Genomic DNA, 22,047 nt, shown 5'->3' on the forward strand with positions numbered 1-22,047 from the left:
CGCTCCTTCTTTGACGCGGACTGTCTCACCTCACCCGGTCGCGCGCAAGATCGGTCAGGATACCTGCAGCAACGGTAATACGCGCGAGATTGGGATCGCCGCCGTCGCTGAGGGTGGAAAGCTCCTCGAGGATACGGTTGATGCGGATACGATCCTGTGCATGCCAGGCTTGAACGGGAAGCTTTTCCTTGCCGTGATCGGAAAGTGCCGAGATGACGATGTCACGCCTTGCGCTGGCGATCTGGTCGATGCTGCGGGCAAGCGCCAGATTCTCATAATGGTCTGAGGTGAGGATCCGGCCGCCCGCCGCCAGCAGCCTGCCGATACGGAAGGTCTGCGACACGGCGATGTAGTTCTCGGCGGCGCGCACCAGGGGTTCGCCGGTGCGCTCGGCAATCTGCATGATCTCCGGCACCAGTGCGAAGATCGGGAGGCCGGCGATCTCGGCCGCGAGTTTTTCGGGCAGGCCCGCCTGGCTGTACTCCGCCTGGCGCACGGCGACCTCACTGGCCACCTGTCCGGCGAAGGCGGTTTTGAGCCTCTTCAGGGCCGTCTGCAGCCGGCTAATCACTTCCGCCATATCGGCCTTGGTCATGCCCGTTTTTAGCAGCAGGCGCGTCAGCACGACAAAGCTGTGGCTGATCTCCTCGTAGATGCGGTTCTGCATGTCGCCTGATATCTTGCCGTCCAGGGCGTCCGTCTCGGCCCAGAGGCGGGTCAGGTCGAAACCGTCGCGGGCAACGATTGCGGCGCGCACCACTTCCGGTGCTGAAGCCGCTGTTGCGTCCATCATGGCGACGGTGAAGCTCGGCCCGCCGCGGTTGATCGCTTCGTTGGCAAGCACGGTCGCGACGATTTCGCGCTTCAGCCGATGGCCGGCGATATCGCCGGCATTCGACTTCTGCATCTTCACGGGAAAATAATTGGAAAGGGTCGCGATGAAATAGGGATCATCAGGCAGATCGCTTGCCGCGAGCGCATCGAAGAGCACGATCTTGGCATAGGACACCAGCACGCCGATTTCCGGCCGCGTCAGTGGTTTGCCGGCCGTATAGCGTTCGGCTAGCGTCTGCTCGTCCGGCAGCGTCTCGACCTTGCGGTTCAGCTGGCCGGCGCCCTCGAGCACGCTCATGAAACGACCAAGTTCCAGACCGTTTGCCGTCCCCTTGCGCTCCGTCAGCGAGATAGCCAGTGACTGCAGGTAGTTGTTGCGCAGCACCAGGGTCGCCACTTCGCCGGTCATTGAGGAAAGAAGCTGGTCGCGTTTTGCGCGCGTCAGGCGTCCGTCATGCATGGCGGCTGCCAGCGCGATCTTGATATTGACCTCGACGTCCGAGGTATTGACGCCGGCCGAGTTGTCGATGGCGTCGGAATTGCAGCGCCCACCTTTCAGAGCGTAGGCAATGCGGCCTTTCTGGGTAACGCCGAGGTTTGCGCCCTCGCCGATCACCTTGGCGCGCACCTCCACCGCGGTGATGCGGATCGGGTCGTTGGCGCGGTCGCCGACTTCGGTGTCGGTTTCGGACGGCGCTTTCACATAGGTGCCGATGCCGCCGAACCAGAGCAGGTCGACCGGGCTCTTCAGGATCGCCGTCATGATCTCGAAGGGCGTCGCCACAGCCTTGTCGATGCCGATCGCGGCAACCGCTTCCGGCGTCAGCGTGACCGATTTCGCTGCGCGGGAAATGATCATTGCACCCTTTGACAGCACGCTCTTGTCGAAATCCTGCCAGCTTGAACGCGGCAGGTCGAAGAGCCGTTGGCGTTCCGCCAGCGTCTTTTCCATATCGGGGTCAGGATCGATGATGATGTCGCGGTGATCGAAGGCGGCAATGAGCCGGATCTTCGGAGAGAGCAGCATGCCGTTGCCGAAGACGTCGCCCGACATGTCACCGACGCCGGCGACGGTGAAGGGCGTCGTCTGGATGTCGATGTCCATTTCCCGGAAATGGCGTTTCGCGGTTTCCCAGGCGCCGCGGGCGGTGATGCCCATCTTCTTGTGGTCGTAACCGGCCGAGCCGCCGGAGGCAAAGGCATCGTCCAGCCAGAAGCCGGCTTCCTGCGCCAGTGCATTGGCGGTGTCGGAAAAGGTCGCGGTGCCCTTGTCGGCGGCGACGACGAAATAGGGATCGTCACCGTCGAGCCTGACGGTATCCTTCGGCGGGACGATATCGGCGCCCGCTATATTGTCGGTGATCGATAGCAGCGTGCGGATATAGGTCTTGTAAGCCTCGCGGCCGGCATTGAAGATCTCGTCGCGGCTGCCGCCGATGGGAAGTTTCTTCGGATAGAAGCCACCCTTGGCGCCGACCGGCACGATGACCGCGTTCTTGACCTGCTGCGCCTTGACGAGGCCGAGCACCTCGGTGCGGTAATCCTCGGCGCGATCCGACCAGCGCAGGCCGCCGCGTGCCACCTTGCCGAAGCGCAGGTGAACGCCTTCCACCTCGACGCCATAGACGAACATCTCGCGGAAGGGTTTCGGCTGCGGCAAACCGTCGACCAGGTGTGGATCAAGCTTGAAGGCCAGCATCGGCTTCGGCGAACCATCCGGGTTCTTCTGGAAATAATTGGTGCGCAGCGTCGCATCGACGATATTGACGTAGCGGCGGAGGATACGGTCGTCGTCGAGGCTCGGCACGTCGGCAAGCTCGGCCTCGATCGCCTGGTGCAGTTCGGCAAGCTTCTTCACGCGAGCCTTCTCGGAAAGCCTGGTGTCGAGTGTGTCATGGAAGAGACGGAAGATAGAAGCGGCGACACCGGGATATTTGTCGAGCGTCGTGGCGATATAATCCTGCGAATAGGCGATGCCGGCCTGGCGGAGATAACGCGCGTAGGCGCGCAGCACGTTCGTCTCGCGCGCCGAGAGCCCGGCAGAAAGGATCAGCCGGTTGAAGCTGTCATTGTCGATCGTGCCGGCGAAGGCGGCAACGAAGCCTTCCTCGAGGGCGGCGCCGTAACGCTGCAGATCGATCTCACCGCCATTGCGGGCCTCGAGTTCCATATCGTGCAGCACGACGAGTTTCTTTTCTCCATCGGCGGCCGGCACCCCGATGTCGAAAGTGCGTTCACTGACGACGTTGAAGCCGAGATTCTCGAGAAGCGGCACGCGGCGCGACAGCGCCAGCTGGCCGCCGGCGTGGAAGATCTTCAAGGAAAGGATGCGACCCTGTTCTTCCTGACGATGGTAGAACTGGATGCGCAGCGGTTCGCCGGCGGCGCAGGCACCGATATCGGCGAGGTCGGCCACGGTTTCCTCCGGAGTGAAGGAATCCTGGAAGGCCTGGTCGACGGATATCTTCGGGGCCTTGGCGCCGGCCAGCGCCTCGAAACGGTCGTCCCAGCGGGCCGTGATTTCGCGGATCACCTGCTCGAGCTTTGCCTGCGGAATGCGTGGCGTCTTGCCGCCCGAGCGGCCGATGATGAAATGCACGCGCGCCACGCCGCCTTCCGGGAAAGCCGGGTAATAGGCGGAGACGCGGCCGTCATAGACAGTTTTCAGATAAGTGCCGATCCGTTCGCGGACGATCGAGTCATATTCCTCGCGCGGCACGTAGATGATCACCGAGACGAAGCGGTCGAAATGGTCGATGCGCGGCAGGACGCGGACGCGCGGCCGATCGGCCAAGTCGTTGATCTGTTCAGCAAAACTTGCAAGCAGCGTCGTGTCGATCTGGAAAAGATCGTCGCGCGGATAGGATTCCAGCGTGTTGTCGAGCATGCGGCCGGAATGGCTCATCGGGTCGAAGCCGAAATGTTCCTTCACCTTCTCGATCTTGGAACGCAGCAGTGGGATTTCGGAGGCGAGCGAGGTATAGGCGGTCGAGGTGAAAAGGCCGACGATGCGCAGCTCGCCGGTGACGTTGCCCTCAGCGTCGAAGCGCTTAACGCCGACATAATCCATATAGGCCCGGCGATGGACGATCGATTTAACATTCGCCTTGGTGACGATCAGGAAGTCGGGGCCGTCGAGGAAGGCAAGGATCTCAGGCGTCGTCGTCACGGCGTCCTTGCCGGTGCGCAGCACCAGAACATCGGGATTGGAAAGGATGCCGAGGCCTGCACCCTTGTCGCGTTCGACCCTGGCATCGGTCCCCTTGCCGGAATAGACATATTCCCGCATGCCGAGGAAAGTGAAATTCTCATCGCGCAGCCAGGTCAGGAAAGCGACGGCTTCGTCGCGATCGACCTTCTTCCGGCTGGCGCCATTGGCCGCGAGTTCGGCGATCACTCCGTCGATCTTGGAAAGCATCGGCTTCCAGTCGGAAACCGACAGGCGGACCTGTTCGAGGACTTTTTCGATGCGTTTGACGAGATCGGCGGCCTGGGCGGAGTTGAGGGGCGCAACATGAAGCTGGATATGGCTGACGCGGTTGGCCGGATCGCTCGGGTGATCGGCGGAATACGTCGTCGGCGCCTTGCCCTTTTCCATGACCAGGATGGGATGCACGGCCATGAACAGGTCGCGATAGGTGCTCGTCACTTCGCCCATGACCGATTCAAATAGAAAAGGCATGTTCTGATCGGTGACTGAAAGCACCGAGACGGCGATGCCATCAGGCGTCACATCAGCAATCGTGTCGATGCTGACGCGGGGCGCCTTGCCGTTCCAGGCGCCGAGTTCCTTTGCCGAATGCACCGCGGAGAGCGCCAGCATTTCCGGCGTATAGAGTTCGAGATCGTCATTGCTTGCCCGGCCGAAGAGAATTTCCGGATCGAGATGCGCCTCGCCTGTCGCCTTGGCGATCTTGCGCGCGCTTTCGATCTGCTTTTCCCGTTTCGGATTGTTTCTGGCAGCCATGGATCGCCTCCCTCAATGTCTGATTTTTCGCAAGCTAGCAGAAGATTCTTCGAAAAAATCTCTAAAAGAGCGGTCCGAAGGATTGTTTTGACGCTTTTTTGGCGCTGGAAAAGAGAAATCGTAAGAGATTTTCAGCTTTCTTCGCCAAGCGAAAGCGAAAGTCCCGTCTTCCGGTTTTTCGTTCCGCCGAACATTTCCACGCCCGCATGAAGAATGGTTGACAGCGTGGCGTCAAAAAGATCATCAAACGCGGTCATCATTCGGATCTTGGATATCATGTCGGAAAATGCAGCGGGCGCAGTCATCGTCATTTCCAGCCATGTGGTGCGGGGCTCGGTCGGAAACCGGGCCGCCGTCTTTGCGCTGGAGACGCTCGGTCATCCGGTCTGGGCCCTGCCGACCATCGTGCTGCCCTGGCATCCCGGCCACGGCCGCTCGACGCGGCTAACTTTTGCGGAAGCGGATTTCGACGCGGCAATCGACGATCTGATCCGCGCGCCCTGGATCGGCGAAGTCAAGGCGGTGCTTTCGGGCTATTTCGGCAATGCAGCCCAGGCGCGCTCCGTCGCCCGGCTGATCGGTGCGCTAAGGCAAAACAATCCCGAGCTGCTCTATGTCTGCGATCCCGTCATGGGCGATCTCGGCGGCCTTTACGTGCCGGAAGCGACCGCGGAGGCCATTCGCGACCATCTCATTCCGCTCGCCTCGCTGGCAACGCCGAACCGCTACGAACTCGCATGGCTTTCGGGGGCAGCCCTTGAAGACAACAGCGCGATCATGGAGGCGGCGCTCGCGCTCGGACCATCGCGCATGCTCGTCACTTCGGCGGTGCCGATGATGGCGGGCGGTACCGGCAATCTCTATCTTTCCGGCCGCCACGCCCTTCTTGCCGAGCATCGCGTCGTCGACAACCCGCCGAATGGTCTCGGCGACCTCATCGCCGCCGTCTTCCTGTCGCGCCTGCTTTCCGGGATCGAGGACGAAAAGGCGCTGCAGCTTGCCACCGCCAGCGTCTTCGAGGTGCTTGCGCGTGCCGTCAAGCGGGGCAGCAACGAGTTGATGCTGGCAAGCGATGCTTCCAGCCTTTCGACGCCGATGGCCATGGTGCAGATGCGCCGGCTCGTGCATCCGGCGCAGCGGCGGAAAAAATGACGCATTTGCCAATGCGCTCATTTTGCGGTGCAGCAGTTGATCTTGTCTTCGGCGCGCGCTAATCCAGAAGCATGCAGCGTTTTCCAAATCCCCTTCTGGACGGCTATCGCAACTTTATGAACGGGCGTTATGCCGACGCCCGCGACAGGTATCGGCAGCTGGCCGAAAACGGTCAGAGTCCCCATACGCTTGTCATTGCCTGTTCGGATTCTCGCGCGGCGCCGGAGCTGATCTTCGATGCCGGCCCGGGCGAATTGTTCGTCATCCGCAACGTCGCCAACATGGTGCCGCCTTACGAGCCGGACGGTCATTTTCATTCGACCTCGGCCGCACTCGAATTTGCCGTGCAGGTGCTGAAGGTCTCGGATATCGTCGTGATGGGCCATGGCCGCTGCGGCGGCATCCGCTCAGCGCTCGATCCAAATGCCGAGCCATTGTCGCCCGGCGATTTCATCGGCCGCTGGATGTCGCTGGTCAAACCCGCCGCCGAGCAGATCCAGAGCAACGACGTGATGACGGCCGCCGAGCGGCAGACGGCGCTGGAGCGTGTCTCCATCCGCAATTCGATCAACAATCTCAGAAGCTTTCCCGACATCAAGGCGCTCGAGGAGGCGGGAAAGATTCATCTCCACGGCGCCTGGTTCGACATTTCGACCGGTGAACTCTGGGTCATGGACGCCGAGACACGCGACTTCATTCGTCCCGAAATCTAGGGACATGCCAGTTTATCAGTTTTTTAAGGATTGTTGCTAAGCTCGCCGTCAATTGGTCGCGCACGACCGACGTTTTGATCACCGTGGCGATTGGCGATGAAGTTCGAAACCATCAAAAGGGTTATCCTGGCCGCCATCATGCTGCCCTTCGTCTTCATGCTCATTGAAGGCGTCGTCGTCATACGCTCTTCGGTCAATCAATACTGGAACCTCGAAAAGGACCGGCAGTTCGCCGATGTGCTTGCCCGTGGCGGGTCGATCGCCGCCACGGAGATTCTGACTGAGATTGGCGCCACCCGCCGCTACCTCGCACATCCCAGCAGCAGGACTGCCATCGACATGCAGCAAAGCCGGGTGACGCTCGATCGCGAACGCCACGCTTTTTATGCCAGCCTGCCCTCCCGCGATGCGCTCGACGAGGGGCTCGTCGGCGAATTATCGATTCTCAGCCTTGCCTATAGCCGCATCGTCGCGGCGCGCAGCGCCGTCGACCAGGGGCGTTATGCCGGCAGTGATCCCGGTTCCATCTACTGGTATGCGGCTCTCAAGCAGCTTGCCGTCGTCGATGCGCTTTCGCCGCTGATCAGCGATCCGGTGCTGCTTGAGAAATCCAATCAGCTGATGGGTATCCTGCTGACCTATTACGGCGAAAGGCTGATCACCGGGATCGGCACCCGTTATCTCAACCAAGGGGCTTCCGCCAGATTGCCGGTGGAGCTCTTCGTACAGGGCAAGGTCATGCTCGGCGAGGGCATGGATCACATGGTCTTCCATTCCTCTGCGCCGGTCGTGCGCAACATCGTTGCTTATCTCGGCCGCAGCAGCCAGGTGAAGGCGAATGCTATCACCGATGCCATTCTCGCCGGATCGCGGCCGACACCCGCCGTGCATGACGTCTGGGCCGCCGCGCAGAGCGAGCGCATGAGCTTCCTGCAGCAGAAGATGATCGAGGCCGCAAAGGATATTCACGAGACCGGCGAAAACCTTTCGACGCGCTCGCACATACACCTGACGCGGATTCTGGCGCTGTGTGCCGGCCTGCTGATACTCGCCACATTGGTGCTGCTGCTGGCGGCAAAGGGCCTGCGCCTGATCGACCGACTGACCCAGGATCGGGAGGCGCTTGTGGGCGAGTTGCGCAGCGCCGCCCAGACCGATCTTCTGACCGGCCTTTACAACAGGCGCGGCTTCGAGGTCGCCGCATCCGCACTTCTCACACAGGCCGAGCACGGATCACGCTGGATTTCCGTCGTGCTGTTCGACCTCGATCATTTCAAGAAGATCAACGACGTGCACGGGCATGACGCCGGCGATGCCGTGCTCCGGCATGTCGCGGGCGTCGCGCGTGAGAATTTTCGTTCCTTCGATCTGCTGGTGCGCCATGGCGGCGAGGAGTTCCTGGCGCTTCTGCCGGATTCGACGCCTGACGATGCTGCAATCGTTGCCGAGCGTGTGCGGCTGGCGATAGAGGCGGCGGAAATCCCCCTGCCGAGCAGCGATGTTCTCAAGGTGACGGCAAGTTTCGGATGCGCCGGACGGGCAAATGAAGCCACCAACCGGAACTTCGAGGATCTGGTCAAGCGCGCCGACTTGGCGCTTTACGCCGCCAAGGCCTCCGGCCGCAATTGCGTCGTCTCGGGACCAATCATGCCGGTTCCGGTGCAGGAGGAGCGACGCAAGGCGGCGTCCGGCGGCGGCTTTGATTCCCGCATATGAAAAACGCCGCATATCGCAGCGGCGTTTTGGCGTATTCTATCGGGCCTATTTGCCGTCGATCTGCTGACCGATATAGGCGATCGCCTGCTGGTAGACGCTGGCGGCGTTCCAGCCCTGGATGGCCACGAAATTCGGCTCTCCTGGCTGATAGCCGGCGCCGGCGCGCCAGCCGTGGCCCTTGAGGAAATTCGCCGTCGAGGCCAGTGCATCGGCGCGGGAACCGACCATGTCAACGCGGCCGTTGCCGTCGCCGTCGGCGCCGAAGCGCACCACGTTGCGCGGCAGAAACTGCGTCTGGCCGATTTCACCATGGGCAGCGCCCTTGGCCTGCGGGCTCAGATAACCCTCGGAGACGAGCTGGAGTGCTGCATAGAGCTGGTCGGTGAAATATTGCGAACGACGGCAGTCATAGGCAAGGGTCGAAACAGCCGACAGCGTATGCTGGTTGCCCATATAGCTGCCGAAACCGGTCTCCATGCCCCAGATCGCAATCAGCGGGCCGGCCGGAACGCCGAAACGGCGCTCGATCGAGGCAAAAAGCGCCTGATTGGCGGCCTTCATGCTGCGGCCGCGGGAGATGATCGCGGCACCGCCGCGCTTTTGCATGAAAGCGTCGAAGGAGAGCTTGAAGCTCTTCTGGCCGCGGTCGGCGGCAATCGTCGGCCTGTTGTAATTGACGTTGGCAAAGGCGCGATCGAGGACCGAGCGGCTGACGCCGTTTGCTGCTGCTTCCTGCTTGAAGTCGGCGACCCATGCACCGAAACCGCTGCTATTATTGCCGCATTGAGCGCCCTGGGCCGCTGCCGGCAGCGCGTGGAGGATGCCCGCCGCCGTAAACGCCGCCAGAAAGAATGTTGTCATGCGCATGAGAAACCCCGCTTCCGATCTACTGAAGCGCGCCGCGGCCGATCGGGGCCATGCGACGCGCTCAAAGTCTTCGTTCTGTTCATGTCGCTGTCCCGAACCGCTGCACGGTTTTGGACGGCATGCCTTGGCTTGATGCCGGGCAGAATGCCAGCCAAAGGCGATCTTGTCACGACCACCTTTTTCAGCAAGCGCTTATGGACAGAAGCGTCCACAATTCGCCAAAAGCCCTGCCTTCATCATCAGCAGGGCTTTAGCATATTATGGTTTACAAATGGTATCAGGCGGCCTGCTTGCGCGGCTTGACGAGTCCGCGATTGACGAGCAGCTCGGCGATCTGGATGGCGTTCAACGCAGCGCCCTTGCGCAGATTGTCGGAGACCACCCAGATGTTGAGGCCGTTTTCGACCGTCGCATCCTCGCGGATGCGTGAAATGTAGGTCGCATCCTCGCCGGCGGATTCATATGGCGTGATGTAGCCGCCATCCTCGCGCTTGTCGATGACGAGGCAGCCCGGTGCATCGCGCAGAATGTCGCGGGCCTGGTCGGCGGTGATCTCGTTTTCGAATTCGATGTTGACCGATTCCGAATGACCGATGAAAACCGGCACGCGCACCGCCGTGCAGGTCACCTTGATCTTCGGGTCGAGCATCTTCTTCGTCTCGGCCAGCACCTTCCACTCTTCCTTGGTGTAGCCGTCCTCCATGAAGACGTCGATGTGCGGGATGACATTGAAGGCAATACGCTTGGTGAACTTCTTGTTCTCGATCGGATCGGCGACGAAGACGGCGCGCGTCTGGTTGAAGAGCTCGTCCATGCCGTCCTTGCCGGCGCCGGAGACCGACTGGTAGGTCGAGATGACGACGCGCTTGATCTTGGCAAAGTCGTGCAGCGGCTTCAACGCAACCACCAGCTGGGCGGTCGAGCAATTCGGATTGGCGATGATGTTGCGCTTGGTGAACTGGCTGATGGCATCCGGGTTGACTTCCGGCACGATCAGCGGCACGTCGGCGTCGTAGCGCCAGGCCGAGGAATTGTCGATGACGATGCAGCCCTGCTGGCCGATCTTCGGCGAGAACTTCTTGGAGATCTCGCCGCCGGCCGACATCAGGCAGATGTCGGTATCGGAGAAATCGTAATTCTCCAGATTGGAGACCTTCAGCGTCCGGTCACCGTAGGAAACCTCGGTGCCCTGCGAACGCGCGGAGGCGAGTGCCACGACCTCATCGGCGGGGAAGCCTCGCTCGGAGAGGATGTTGAGCATCTCCCGGCCGACATTTCCGGTCGCTCCCGCAACTGCTACTTTGAAACCCATTTCTCAAGCTCTCTTTCTCTTCTCTCCTCTTGTCCGGTGAGGGGAAAGGCGCGATTAATCGCGTCTTCCTGTCCCCAGCCGAGCCGGGGAGAGAGCGGCAGGCCAGAGACGTCAGACGGTTTTCGTCGTCGTTTTGGCCTTGGTTTTGGAAGAAACCGGAACGGCAATGTCCACCCCGGCAACTCGTGCCCGGTCATTGCATTCGGCAATGGCGTGTTCGTCGCGAACCATGGAGATTCCTTTTCCGCTGTTGCTCTTAGAAGGTTTTCCACAGGAGTCAAGGTTTTTGCGCTCAGAGCCGGCAGGCGAAAGCGGCGACCGCAATGCTGCGACGTTTTGTCATGCCGCTGTCATCCTCGGGAGGTATCCCGGCGCGGTTGTTAATGTCTGCAACGAAAACGGGGGTTTTCCATGCGTACGCTTCTTGCCGCCTTTGCGGCCACCACCATCCTTGCGGGCGCCGCTCAGGCGACGACGGTCTATCCGCTTGATCGCGCGACGATCCTGGCCGGTTCGCCGTTCGATTTCAAGGTCGAGCTCAACAAGCAGGTCAAGCCCGAAGACGTGAAGATCACGGTCAACGGCCAGGACTACAAGACCGTGCTTGGGGGCGAGGCGCAGTTCGTCGAACTGGAAAAGGGCAAGGACGACAAGGCTCTCGGTTCCGCTATCCTGCTGCGCGGCCTGAAGATTTCCGCTCCTGGCGACTACAAGATCGAAGTCGCTGCCGGCGACGAAACGAAGTCCGTCACCTGGAACGTTTACGAAACAGCGGCCCAGCCGAAGGCAAAGAACATTATCTTCCTGCTGGGTGACGGCCTTTCCGTTGCGCATCGCACCGCTGCCCGCATCATGTCCAAGGGCATGACCGAAGGTAAGGCGAATGGCCGCCTGAATATGGACGATCTCGAGCGCATGGCCTTCATCGGCACGTCGGCGACCAACGCCGTCGATACCGACTCGGCCAACACCATGTCGGCCTACATGACGGGTCACAAGACGGCCGTCAACGCGATCGGCGTTTACGCGGACCGTACGCCGGCATCCCTCGATGATCCGCGTGTTGAAACCTTCGCAGAAGCCGTTCGCCGCCTGACCAAGAAGTCGATCGGCATCGTTGCAACGGCCGAGGTCGAAGACGCCACGCCGGCTGCGGTCGTTGCTCACACCCGCAACCGCAACGACAAGGCCGACGTTGTCGGCATGCTGCTCGAGGTCAAGCCGGAAGTCCTCCTCGGCGGTGGCTCGGCCTATTTCCTCGGCAAGGAAGTCGCCGGCTCCAAGCGCAAGGACAATCAGGACTACATCAAGCAGTTCCAGGATGCCGGCTACAAGCTTGCCACCGACAAGAACGAGCTCGCAGCCAATGCATCGGCTGAAGGCAATCTCCTCGGTCTCTTCCACACCGGCAATATGGACGTCACGCTTGATCGCGAGTTCCTGAAGAAGGGTACCGTCGACAAGTTCCCGAACCAGCCGGGCCTCGTTGCCATGACCAAGGTTGCGCTCGACCGCCTCTCGAAGAATCCCGATGGTTTCTTCCTGATGGTCGAAGGCTCCTCGATCGACAAAATGTCCCATCCGCTCGATTGGGATCGTGCCGTCTACGAAACCATCGAATTCGACCAGGCCATCGGTGTTGCCCGCGAATTCCAGAAGGCCCATCCGGACACGCTGATCGTCGTCACCGGCGACCACACACACGGCGTATCCATCATCGGTACCGTCGATGATGAAAAGCCCGGCACGGAAATGCGCGAGAAGGTCGGGACCTATGCCGAAGCCGGCTTCCCGAACTACAAGGACGAAAACGGCGACGGCTATCCCGATAAGGTCGACGTCAGCCGCCGCCTGTTCCTGAGTGCCAACAATGGCCCCGATCACTACGAAACCTTCCGTCCGAAGCTCGATGGTCCGTTCGTTCCGGCTGTCCAGAACGAAAAGAAGGAATATGTGGCCAATGAGCAGTATAAGGATGTTCCCGGCGCGGTCTTCGTTCAGGGTAATATTCCAAAGAGCGGCGATAGTGGCGTCCATGCCGTCGACGACGTCGTCCTGCAATCGGCTGGTCCTGGCGCTGAAGGCTTCCATGGTTACATGGAACAGAGCGACGTCTATCGCGTGCTCGCCGATACCTTTGCTCTCGGCGCCAAGCAGACGAACTGATCTCTAGATGCGGATGATTTTAGCCCGGATCGGCCTAAAATCATCCGCATCTAAGTCAAAGAAATAGAGCATGATGTCGTCCGAAAACCGCGCACACTTTTCGGCATCATCCTCTGGCCCGGCTAAGCCGCTTGCCGGCCCTGCCTCATTCACCGATCATGGTCCCGGCCGTTCAGCGCCGGGATTTCATTCTTGGAGATCGCCATGGAAAAGCTCCCTTCGTTGCATCTCAGCCGCCGCGGCCTGATCGGCGCCATCGGCACACTGGCCTTCGCCGCTGTTGCTCGCCCGAGTTCTGCTGCGGATTCCTTGATCAGCTTCGATGAGCTTTACGGCAAGTTCGGCGTGCTCGGCCTCGAATTCTCCGACAAGGTGAAGCGTCTTGCCGGCAAAGGGATCAGCATGAAAGGTTTCATGGCGCCGCCATTGAAGGCCGAGGCCCAGTTCTTCGTGCTCACCGAGGTGCCGATGTCGCTCTGCCCCTTCTGCTCCTCGGATGCGGACTGGCCGGACAATATCGTCGTCGTCTATCTCGGCGAGAAGCAGACCTTCGTGCAGCCGCGCCAGACGATCGAAGTGCGCGGTACGCTTGAATACGGTTCGTGGACGGATCCGGACACAGGCTTCGTCAGCCTGCTGCGGATCCGCCAGGCCGAATATTCCGCCGTCTGAACCGATATGCTCGCTCTCGATATCGAAAATCTGACCGTCACTTTCCCGGGCCTGTCCTCGCCGGCGCTGGCGATCGGTCGCCTGTCGATCGATGCAGGCAGCAGGGTCGCCATTACAGGCGCGTCCGGTTCCGGCAAGAGCACCTTCGTCAATATCGTTGCCGGGCTGGAGCGGACACGGCAAGGCCGCATCCGCTGGAACGGCGAGGATATTGCGAGTTTTTCAGAAAGCCGGCGGGATCGGTTCCGTGCCGCCAATATCGGCCTGGTCATGCAGGAGTTTCATCTCTTCCCCGGCCTGTCGGCACTGGAGAACGTATTGCTGCCGGCGCGGCTTGCCGGCGCTGCTACGGCTGATGTCATCGAGCGGGCGCATGCGCTTTTGAGCACGGTCGATCTTTCTCGCCCCGGCCAGAAGATCGAAACCATGTCGCGCGGCGAGATGCAGCGTGTGGCGATCGGCCGGGCGCTGCTGCGCAAGCCCGGCGTCATCATCGCCGACGAGCCGACCGCGAGCCTGGATGCCGAAAGCGGCGAGGCGGTCGGCGATCTCATCCTCGATCTGGCGATTGCCGAAGGCAGCACGCTGATCGTCGTTTCACACGACCAACGCTTGGCCAGCCGCCTCGACCGGCGCATCACCTTCGGTTCCGGCCGGATCAGCGAAGATTCCGCGGCAACGGCGGGAGAAGCTGCATGATCCGCTTCATCCTTTCCGATCTTCGTCGCCTCTGGGCGGGATCGCTGGTGGTCGTGCTGCTGGTGGCGCTTGCGACGGCGCTTGGCGTTTCTGTCGTCCTGCAGGAGCGGGCGCTTCGTCTCGGCAGCGCACGCGCTGCCGACAAGTTCGATCTTGTCATCGGCGCCGGCGGCAGCGAGACGCAACTCGTGCTGTCGTCCGTCTTCCTGCAGCCCTCGCCTTTGCCGCTGATGCCGGGCGAAGTGCTGGGCAAGCTTGCCGCGGATCCACGGGTCGATTGGGCAGCCCCGATCGGCTTCGGCGATTCCTTCTCCGGCTATCCGATCGTCGGCACGACGACCATGCTGGCGCAGAACCTCTCCGGCGGCTTGGCCGAAGGCAAGATTTTTGCGCGCGAGGGCGAAGCCGTGATCGGCGCGGCTGTCAAGCTGTCGCTCGGCGGCGAGATCAAGCCGATGCACGGGTCGCTGGAAGAGGGCGGAGAGACTCATACCGAACTCGTTTATCATATCGCCGGCCGCTTGCGGCCGACCGGTACCGCCTGGGACCGGGCCATTCTCGTCCCCATCCAGGCCGTCTGGCACATCCATGGCATGGAGGAACATGCGGAGGACGGTGAGCACGAGAATGAAGCGGCGTCCGGAACGGATAGCGCCGAACATGGACATGAGCATGAGAAAGTTGGCGCTGATCACGATGGCCATGAGCATCACGGGGTAGCCGATCCGGATGCCGCGCTTGATGAGAGCTGGACTGCGGGCGCTCCCGGCCTTCCTGCCATTCTGGTCAAGCCGAAGACGATCGCCGATGCCTACAAGCTGCGGCAGGACTATCGTAGCGGCAATACCGTCGCTGTCTTTCCCGGTGAGGTGCTGACCAATCTCTACGCCACGCTCGGCGACGCCAAACAGATCCTGGTTGCGGTCGCCTCCGGCGCGCAAGTTCTCGTCGCAGCCTCGCTGGTGCTGGTCACGGTCATCCATATCGGCCAGCGCCGCCGTCAGATCGGCGCACTCAGGGCCTTCGGCGCCCCGCGCGGCGCGATTTTCGGTATCGTCTGGCTGGAATTCTTTTTCCTGGTGGCGGTCGGCATCGCACTCGGATTTGCGCTCGGTTATGCCGCGGCCCTCATCTTGTCCAGTATGTTCTCGCAAACGAGCGGGATCACCATGCCGGTCGGCTTCGCCCGTGAAGATGCCGCGCTTGCGGCGGTGCTGCTTGCCTTTGCCACAATTCTTGCTGCGCTGCCGGCAGTGCTCGCCTACCGGCAATCGCCGGCGCAGGCGCTAAGGGCATAACGGATCCACATCACAAACCGCTGTGAAACCTTCTTCCAAGCTTCCGGCAGCTCTATCGTCACGGGTGGCGGAGCTTGATGTGCATGACAAAGCGTCGCGCCATTAGACTAAAGTCATAATCCGAAAGCCTCTCTCTTTTTGATCTGTCGTTTCTGGCACACTCCCGTCAGGCGTGTCGCGGCCAGGGGTATGCTTTGAGGAGAAGTAGCCGCGCGCGTTGATCATCACTCTGTGGAGGACAGACAATGGCAAATGTCGCAAGCATCGACGGCGCGAAGGCCGCTCCGATGACCGGCGAGGAGAAGAAGGTCATCTTCGCCTCTTCGCTGGGCACCGTTTTCGAATGGTACGATTTCTATCTCTATGGTTCGCTCGCCACCTATATCGGCGCGACCTATTTCACCCAATATCCGGAGGCAACGCGTAACATCTTCACGCTGCTCGCCTTTGCCGCCGGCTTCCTGGTCCGCCCCTTCGGCGCGCTGGTGTTCGGCCGTCTCGGCGATCTCGTCGGCCGTAAATACACCTTCCTGGTGACGATCATGATCATGGGTCTGTCGACCTTCCTCGTCGGCATACTGCCGGGTGCCGCCACCATCGGTATCGCAGCCCCCATCATCCTGATCGCGCTTCGCTTGCTCCAGGGTCTGGCGCTGGGCGGTGAATATGGCGGTGCGGCAACCTATGTCGCCGAACATGCGCCGAACGGACGCCGCGGCTACTTCACTTCATGGATCCAGACGACGGCGACGCTCGGCCTGTTCCTGTCGCTGATCGTCATCGTCTTTGTTCAATATCTGATGGGTGCGGCTGAGTTCGCCGCCTGGGGCTGGCGCATTCCGTTCCTGCTCTCGTTCGTCCTGCTCGGCATTTCCGTATGGATCCGCCTGAAGATGAACGAATCGCCGGCTTTCCAGCGGATGAAGGCGGAAGGCAAGGGCTCCAAGGCGCCGCTGACCGAGGCCTTCGGGACATGGAAAAATGCCAAGATCGCGATCATCGCGTTGCTGGGCGCCACCATGGGCCAGGCGGTCGTCTGGTACGGCGGCCAGTTCTATGCACTGTTCTTCCTGCAGAACGTGCTGAAGGTGGACCTGTTCTCGGCCAATGTCATGGTCGCCATCGCACTTCTCCTCGGCACGCCGTTCTTCGTCATCTTCGGCGGCCTCTCCGACAAGATCGGCCGCAAGCCGATCATCATGGCAGGCCTTCTCATTGCGGCGTTGACCTATCATCCGCTGTTCAAGGCGATGACCTGGACGGCGAACCCGGCGCTTGCCGAAGCGCAGGCTTCGATTCGGGCAACGGTGACAGCTGATCCGGCGGATTGCAGGTTCCAGTTCAACCCGACCGGCACGGCGAAGTTCACCAGTTCTTGCGACGTGGCGACGGCATTCCTGACCAGGAACTCGGTGCCTTACGACGTGGTGCCTGGCACCGCCGGACAGCCGGCAACGGTGAAGGTCGGCAACGCGACGATCCCAAGCTTCGACGTCGTCGCTGCTGGCGACAAGGCCAAGGGGATGACCGCCGCCTTCGAAAAGAGCGTCAACATCGCGCTCCACGATGCCGGCTATCCGCTGAAGCGCGGTGCCGTCAAGGTGCCGGATGCCAAGCTAGATGCCTTCATCGCAGCCAATCCGGAACTGTCGCTCAACGCCGATGCCGTGCGCGCCGGCGAGAAGGAAACCGTACCGGTGGCCAAGCTGGTCGAAACCAAGCTGCTGACCGCGGATGAGGCCAATGGCGTCACCGACATGACGGTCTACAACATCGCCAATGGCGGCACTTTCGCCATGGTTGCCGATCCGGCTCGCGTCAACTGGATCGGCACGATCGCCGTGCTGTTCGTCCTCGTCCTCTATGTGACGATGGTCTACGGCCCGATCGCCGCTCTGCTGGTCGAGCTCTTCCCGACCCGCATCCGCTATACCGGCATGTCGCTGCCCTATCACATCGGCAACGGCTGGTTCGGCGGCCTGCTGCCGGCGACAGCCTTCGCGATGAGCGCTGCCGCGGGCGATATTTACTACGGTCTCTGGTATCCGATCGTCTTTGCGACGATCACGCTGGTGATCGGCCTGATCTTCCTGCCGGAAACGAAGAACAGGGATATCCACGCCATGGATTGAGCGGCGGATTGAGGCCAATCCTTGCTTGAGAGAAAAGGCCCGGCGCTCACAAGGCGCCGGGCTTTTCAACGTCTGGAAACAGGCGCTTCGAGAGCGGCCAGCCGTCCGGCGCCAGTTTGAAGAGCAAGCCGCAGCGGGCAAAGACGATCGCCGTCAGTAGCGAGAACCAGCCGCCGAAGGCAAGGCCGGCGATGACGTCGCTCGGATAATGGGCGCCGACCATGACACGCGTCATGCCGAGCCAGATGGCGCAAGCGATGAAGGCAACACGGTAGCGTGGAAATAGCAGGGCGAAGGCTGCGAAGAAGGCGCCGACCGTGGTGGAGTGGCCGGACGGGAAACTTTCGAAAGCAGAATGTCCCGAAAAGGGCGTGAAGGAAAACATGCCGTAGTCGTGGAAATGATCGGGACGTGCCCTGCCGATCGCGCGCTTCAGCAGATTGGCGAGAAGTCCTGAGAAGACGACCGTGAAGAAGAGATAGGCGCCGATCCAGCTGACATAGAGCGCCTGCGCCTTGGAACGCGCCGTCTTCACAAGCTTGTAGCCTGCCCTGCCCTGAAAGAACAGCAGGATGCTGGTATAGATCAGCCAGGCGGAATCGCCGAAACCGGTCAGCATCTCGCCGAGGTGTTTCACCGGCGCGGGAACTTCGCTGGCGCCGATCGGCGCGTCGAAGAGCAGCATCGAAAGGATCACGGCATTGAGCGTGACGAAGAGGCAGGCCTGCCAGCGCAAAGGCGGCATGCCAACGGCGCTCCGGCGCCAGCGCCTGTCCAGGGAAGCCCAAAATGCCCGCATTTCGTCGTCCGTTCGAATTTGTCCCAGAGCGCCGCGCGTCCAAGAGGACACGCTAAGGACGCTCTATTCCTTTGAATTGACGCATGATCCTTTGTCGAAATCGCTTCCGATTTCGGGATTATGCGCTCGTTAAAATCCGGCGCAAAAATACACGAGATTGTGGCCGAGAATAGTCCGTTTCGGATAATTCGACCAAGCGGGACGCGCTTCACCGCCCTCAATGAAAAAGCCCTCCGCATGCGCGATGCGAAGGGCTGGATACTGTTTCACGTGAAATATCAGGTGGAAAGCGTCTTGAACTCGGCGAGGATCGCATCGCCCATCTCGACGGTGCCGACCTGCCTTGCGCCATCGGCCATGATATCACCGGTGCGGATGCCCTTGTCGAGCACGTTGGCGATCGCCTTTTCCAGATCGTCGGCTTCCTTCACTAGATTGAAGGAGTAACGCAGGCACATGGCGAAGGAGGCGATCATGGCGATCGGATTGGCGATGCCCTTGCCGGCGATGTCAGGGGCCGAGCCGTGCACAGGCTCGTAGAGCGCCTTGCGCTTGCCGGTCTTGCCGTCGGGCGCGCCGAGTGAGGCCGACGGCAGCATGCCGAGCGAACCGGTCAGCATGGCGGCAACGTCGGAGAGCATATCACCGAAGAGATTGTCGGTGACGATGACGTCGAACTGCTTGGGCTGGCGCACCAGCTGCATGCCGCCGGCATCGGCCAGCATGTGTTCGAGCTGGACGTCGGAATATTTCGCCTTGTGTGTCTCGGTTACCACCTGGTTCCAGAGCACGCCCGACTTCATGACGTTGCGCTTTTCCATGGAGCAGACGCGATTCTGCCGCGTGCGGGCCATTTCGAAGGCGACGCCGGCGATGCGCTCGATCTCGTAGGTATCGTAGACCTGCGTGTCGATGCCGCGCTTCTGGCCGTTGCCGAGGTCGATGATCTCCTTCGGCTCGCCGAAATAGACACCGCCCGTCAGCTCGCGGATGATGAGGATATCGAGACCTTCGACCAGCTCCGGCTTCAGCGACGAGGCCGCAGCAAGGGCCGGATAGCAGATGGCGGGGCGCAGGTTCGCGAAGAGCTGTAGATCCTTGCGCAGGCGCAGCAGACCGGCTTCCGGGCGCACTTCGTAAGGCACGCTATCCCATTTCGGGCCGCCGACGGCGCCGAACAGAACGGCATCGGCGGCAAGCGCCTTCTGCATGTCGGCTTCCGAGATGGCAGCGCCATGTGCATCATAGGCGCAGCCGCCGACAAGGCCTTCGTCGGTGACGAAACCGGCATTCATCGCCTCGTTCATATAGGCGATGATCTTGCGGACCTCGCCCATGGCCTCGGGACCGATGCCGTCACCCGGCAGCAGGAAAAGATTGCGCGCTGTCATGAAACCCTCCTGGGAAAAACAAGTTGCGGTTTCTTAGACCCCGGAAATCGGCATTTCAAGCGACAGAAGCGGCGAATCGGTACGCTTCGCTCCGAGCCGCGACGGTTGCTCCTGCGTCCACAAACGAATTAGAACGGTGACCCTATCTTTATCCTGGATGTTCTCATGCCTTTCGCGCCTCTCCACCTCGACACGCCCTTGCTCCAGACGGCACCTGGCTACAGCGCCAGCGGCAAACCGCTCTGGCTGAAGCTCGATGCGCTGCAGCCTTCCGGCAGCTTCAAGCTGCGCGGCGTCGGCAGGCTTTGCCAGCACGAGGTGGAAAATGGGGCGCGCGAAATCTTCTGCGCTTCCGGCGGCAATGCCGGCATTGCGGCCGCTTATGCCGGCCGGGCACTCGGTGTGCCGGTCACGATAGTCGTGCCGGAGACGACGGCGGCCGACGTACGCCGGACGATTGCCGCAACGGGCGCGAATGTCCTTGTTCATGGTTCGGTTTTCGATGAGGCCAATGCCCATGCGGTCGAACTCGCCCGGAGCCGCAACGCAAGCTATGTGCACCCCTTCGACCATCCGCTTCTGTGGGATGGCCATGCCACGCTGATCGACGAGGTGGTGGCGAAAGGGGCAAAATTCGATTGCATGGTCACCAGCGTCGGCGGCGGCGGGCTGCTCGCCGGCATCGTCGAGGGGTTGAAGCGCAACGGGCTTTCCGATGTGCCTGTTATTGCCGTCGAAACGGAAGGGGCGGCTTCGCTCCATGCCAGCCTCAAGGCGAATGAGCGTATCACCCTTCCCGCCATTACCTCGATTGCCAATTCGCTCGGGGCGCGGCAGGTGGCGCAGCATGTCTTCGACCTGCCGAAGCATCATCCGATCGAAAGTGTTGTCGTCAGCGACGCCGATGCCGTTGCCGCCTGCCTGAAATTTGCCGATGCGCAGCGCATTCTGGTCGAGCCGGCTTGCGGTGCGGCCCTTGCGGTTGCCGATGTGCATGCCGGGCTGCTTCAGCGCTTCGACAATCCGCTTATCGAGGTCTGCGGCGGCATCGGCGTGTCGCTCGAAAAACTCAGGGGCTGGAAAGAAAAATTTCTTTGACCCGCACCAAAGAAAAAGCCGGGCGTAAGCCCGGCTTGATCGATAACCGATTGGAAGGGCTCAGGCTGCCCAGGGGTGCGAAGCGGCGTTCTTCTTTTCGAAGCTGTCGATCGCCTTGCCCTTTTCCAGCGTCAGGCCGATATCGTCGAGGCCGTTCAGCAGGCAGTGACGCTTGAATTCGTCGAGATCGAACTTGATCAAGCCACCATCGGGGCCGGTGATCTCAAGATTTTCGAGGTCGACGGTCAGGATGGCGTTGGAGCCGCGCGAGGCGTCGTCCATCAGCTTGTCGAGATCTTCCTGGCTGACCTTGATCGGCAGGATGCCGTTCTTGAAACAGTTGTTGTAGAAAATATCGGCGAAGCTGGTCGAGATGACGCAACGGATGCCGAAATCCAGAAGCGCCCAGGGCGCGTGCTCGCGCGAGGAGCCGCAGCCGAAATTGTCGCCGGCAACCAGAATCTTGGCATCGCGATAGGCCGGCTTGTTGAGCACGAAATCCGGGTTTTCCGAGCCGTCTTCGTTATAACGGGCTTCGGCGAAGAGGCCGGTGCCGAGGCCGGTGCGCTTGATCGTCTTCAGATAATCCTTCGGAATGATCATGTCGGTGTCGACGTTGACAACCGGCAGGGGCGCTGCAACGCCCGTGAGCTTCACGAATTTATCCATGACCCATGCTCCATTTCAGCAAATCTACTTCCTGAATTTGCATCTAGTCCAGTTTTTAGCCGAAATGAAGGAGAATCTTTCACAGATGGCGGCCACGCGACGTTTCGCGCGGTCCGCCGATTGCGCCTGTTCCTTATTTGGACGGTGCGTTCAACCCCCAGAGGACGCCGAACGGATCACGAAGCTGGCCATAGCGGTCGCCCCAGAACATCAGTTCGACCGGCATGACGACTTCGGCGCCGGCAGCAACCGCGCGATCCCACCAGAAATCGATATCATCGATCACCAGCTGGATTGCAAAGCCTTCATGGCCTTTGAAGGGATGGCCATATTCGGGATAGGCGTCCGACAGCATCAGGGAACTGCCGTTGATGTAGAGATGCACATGCATCGTTCTGCCGCTCTCGTCGACCGGCACGAGATATGCCTCTTCGGCGCCGAAAGCCTTCTTGTAGAATTCCGCAGCTTTCACCGCCCCGCCAACCGTCAGATAGGGGAGCAGGCCGTTCTTGACCGGTGGCATCTTGGTCGGGTTGCTCTCTGTCGTCGCATCCATGCTTGT

Annotated in this window: 18 protein-coding genes; 9 read left to right on the forward strand and 9 right to left on the reverse strand. The window is 61.0% G+C overall.

Translation table 11 applies throughout. From position 1 onward, the window contains the following. Nucleotides 1-25 precede the first annotated feature (25 nt). Complete coding sequence (locus A6U98_RS09165; RefSeq protein ID WP_064649398.1) at nt 26-4,801, reverse strand: NAD-glutamate dehydrogenase; 4,776 nt, start codon at nt 4,799-4,801, stop codon at nt 26-28. 131 nt (nt 4,802-4,932) lie between these two features. Further along, nucleotides 4,933-5,058 (reverse strand): hypothetical protein, encoded by a 126-nt coding sequence (locus A6U98_RS37990; RefSeq protein ID WP_280950214.1) that lies wholly within the window; start codon nt 5,056-5,058, stop codon nt 4,933-4,935. Between the two features lie 19 nt (nt 5,059-5,077). Here A6U98_RS37990 and pdxY point away from each other — a divergent pair, with 19 nt between their 5' ends. The 3 genes from pdxY (at nt 5,078) to A6U98_RS09185 (ending at nt 8,382) form a co-directional block, all read left to right on the forward strand. After that, nucleotides 5,078-5,953, forward strand: a complete 876-nt coding sequence (pdxY, locus tag A6U98_RS09175) for a pyridoxal kinase PdxY (RefSeq protein WP_064649400.1) — start codon at nt 5,078-5,080, stop codon at nt 5,951-5,953. A 71-nt stretch (nt 5,954-6,024) separates the two neighbouring features. After that, nucleotides 6,025-6,666, forward strand: a complete 642-nt coding sequence (locus tag A6U98_RS09180) for a carbonic anhydrase (protein ID WP_003544008.1) — start codon at nt 6,025-6,027, stop codon at nt 6,664-6,666. Between the two features lie 96 nt (nt 6,667-6,762). Then, nucleotides 6,763-8,382, forward strand: coding sequence for a GGDEF domain-containing protein (locus A6U98_RS09185; RefSeq protein WP_064649402.1), 1,620 nt, complete (start codon nt 6,763-6,765; stop codon nt 8,380-8,382). A gap of 45 nt (nt 8,383-8,427) precedes the next feature. Here A6U98_RS09185 and A6U98_RS09190 read toward each other — a convergent pair whose 3' ends face one another. From A6U98_RS09190 to A6U98_RS38110, 3 genes are all read right to left on the reverse strand, one after another. Continuing rightward, complete coding sequence (locus A6U98_RS09190; protein ID WP_064649404.1) at nt 8,428-9,249, reverse strand: lytic transglycosylase domain-containing protein; 822 nt, start codon at nt 9,247-9,249, stop codon at nt 8,428-8,430. A 277-nt stretch (nt 9,250-9,526) separates the two neighbouring features. After that, nucleotides 9,527-10,561 (reverse strand): aspartate-semialdehyde dehydrogenase, encoded by a 1,035-nt coding sequence (locus A6U98_RS09195; protein ID WP_064649406.1) that lies wholly within the window; start codon nt 10,559-10,561, stop codon nt 9,527-9,529. A 111-nt stretch (nt 10,562-10,672) separates the two neighbouring features. After that, entirely contained in the window at nt 10,673-10,885 is a 213-nt protein-coding gene (locus tag A6U98_RS38110; RefSeq protein ID WP_011654045.1) for a hypothetical protein, read from the reverse strand. An 87-nt stretch (nt 10,886-10,972) separates the two neighbouring features. On the opposite strand from A6U98_RS38110, the gene A6U98_RS09205 reads away from it, so the two are divergent. The 5 genes from A6U98_RS09205 (at nt 10,973) to A6U98_RS09225 (ending at nt 17,528) form a co-directional block, all read left to right on the forward strand. After that, complete coding sequence (locus A6U98_RS09205) at nt 10,973-12,727, forward strand: alkaline phosphatase (protein WP_064649408.1); 1,755 nt, start codon at nt 10,973-10,975, stop codon at nt 12,725-12,727. A 204-nt stretch (nt 12,728-12,931) separates the two neighbouring features. Continuing rightward, on the forward strand, nt 12,932-13,399 hold the full coding sequence (locus A6U98_RS09210; RefSeq protein ID WP_064649410.1) for a hypothetical protein: 468 nt from the start codon (nt 12,932-12,934) through the stop codon (nt 13,397-13,399). A 6-nt stretch (nt 13,400-13,405) separates the two neighbouring features. Then, a complete protein-coding gene (locus A6U98_RS09215; protein WP_064649412.1) occupies nt 13,406-14,098 on the forward strand; it encodes an ABC transporter ATP-binding protein in 693 nt (230 codons plus the stop codon). Continuing rightward, complete coding sequence (locus A6U98_RS09220; protein WP_064649415.1) at nt 14,095-15,396, forward strand: ABC transporter permease; 1,302 nt, start codon at nt 14,095-14,097, stop codon at nt 15,394-15,396. Before A6U98_RS09215 ends, A6U98_RS09220 begins: the two co-directional genes overlap by 4 nt. Before the next feature lie 245 nt (nt 15,397-15,641). Beyond that, nucleotides 15,642-17,528, forward strand: a complete 1,887-nt coding sequence (locus A6U98_RS09225) for an MFS transporter (protein WP_064649417.1) — start codon at nt 15,642-15,644, stop codon at nt 17,526-17,528. Between the two features lie 46 nt (nt 17,529-17,574). On the opposite strand, the gene lpxE is transcribed toward A6U98_RS09225, so the two are convergent. Together lpxE and leuB are read right to left on the reverse strand one after the other, a co-directional pair. Further along, nucleotides 17,575-18,327, reverse strand: a complete 753-nt coding sequence (lpxE, locus tag A6U98_RS09230) for a lipid A 1-phosphatase LpxE (protein WP_184501548.1) — start codon at nt 18,325-18,327, stop codon at nt 17,575-17,577. Nucleotides 18,328-18,605: 278 nt separating this feature from the next. Then, nucleotides 18,606-19,718, reverse strand: a complete 1,113-nt coding sequence (gene leuB, locus A6U98_RS09235) for a 3-isopropylmalate dehydrogenase (RefSeq protein WP_064649421.1) — start codon at nt 19,716-19,718, stop codon at nt 18,606-18,608. Between the two features lie 165 nt (nt 19,719-19,883). On the opposite strand from leuB, the gene A6U98_RS09240 reads away from it, so the two are divergent. Further along, nucleotides 19,884-20,816 (forward strand): pyridoxal-phosphate dependent enzyme, encoded by a 933-nt coding sequence (locus A6U98_RS09240; protein WP_064649422.1) that lies wholly within the window; start codon nt 19,884-19,886, stop codon nt 20,814-20,816. A 60-nt stretch (nt 20,817-20,876) separates the two neighbouring features. On the opposite strand, the gene leuD is transcribed toward A6U98_RS09240, so the two are convergent. Beyond that, a complete protein-coding gene (gene leuD / locus A6U98_RS09245) occupies nt 20,877-21,485 on the reverse strand; it encodes a 3-isopropylmalate dehydratase small subunit (RefSeq protein WP_003543984.1) in 609 nt (202 codons plus the stop codon). Between the two features lie 133 nt (nt 21,486-21,618). Beyond that, entirely contained in the window at nt 21,619-22,041 is a 423-nt protein-coding gene (locus A6U98_RS09250; protein ID WP_011654037.1) for a glyoxalase/bleomycin resistance/extradiol dioxygenase family protein, read from the reverse strand. Nucleotides 22,042-22,047: the final 6 nt, after the last annotated feature.

Origin of the sequence: Rhizobium sp. WYCCWR10014 (assembly GCF_001657485.1) — a bacterium.
In the GTDB taxonomy this organism is placed as follows: Bacteria; Pseudomonadota; Alphaproteobacteria; order Rhizobiales; family Rhizobiaceae; genus Rhizobium.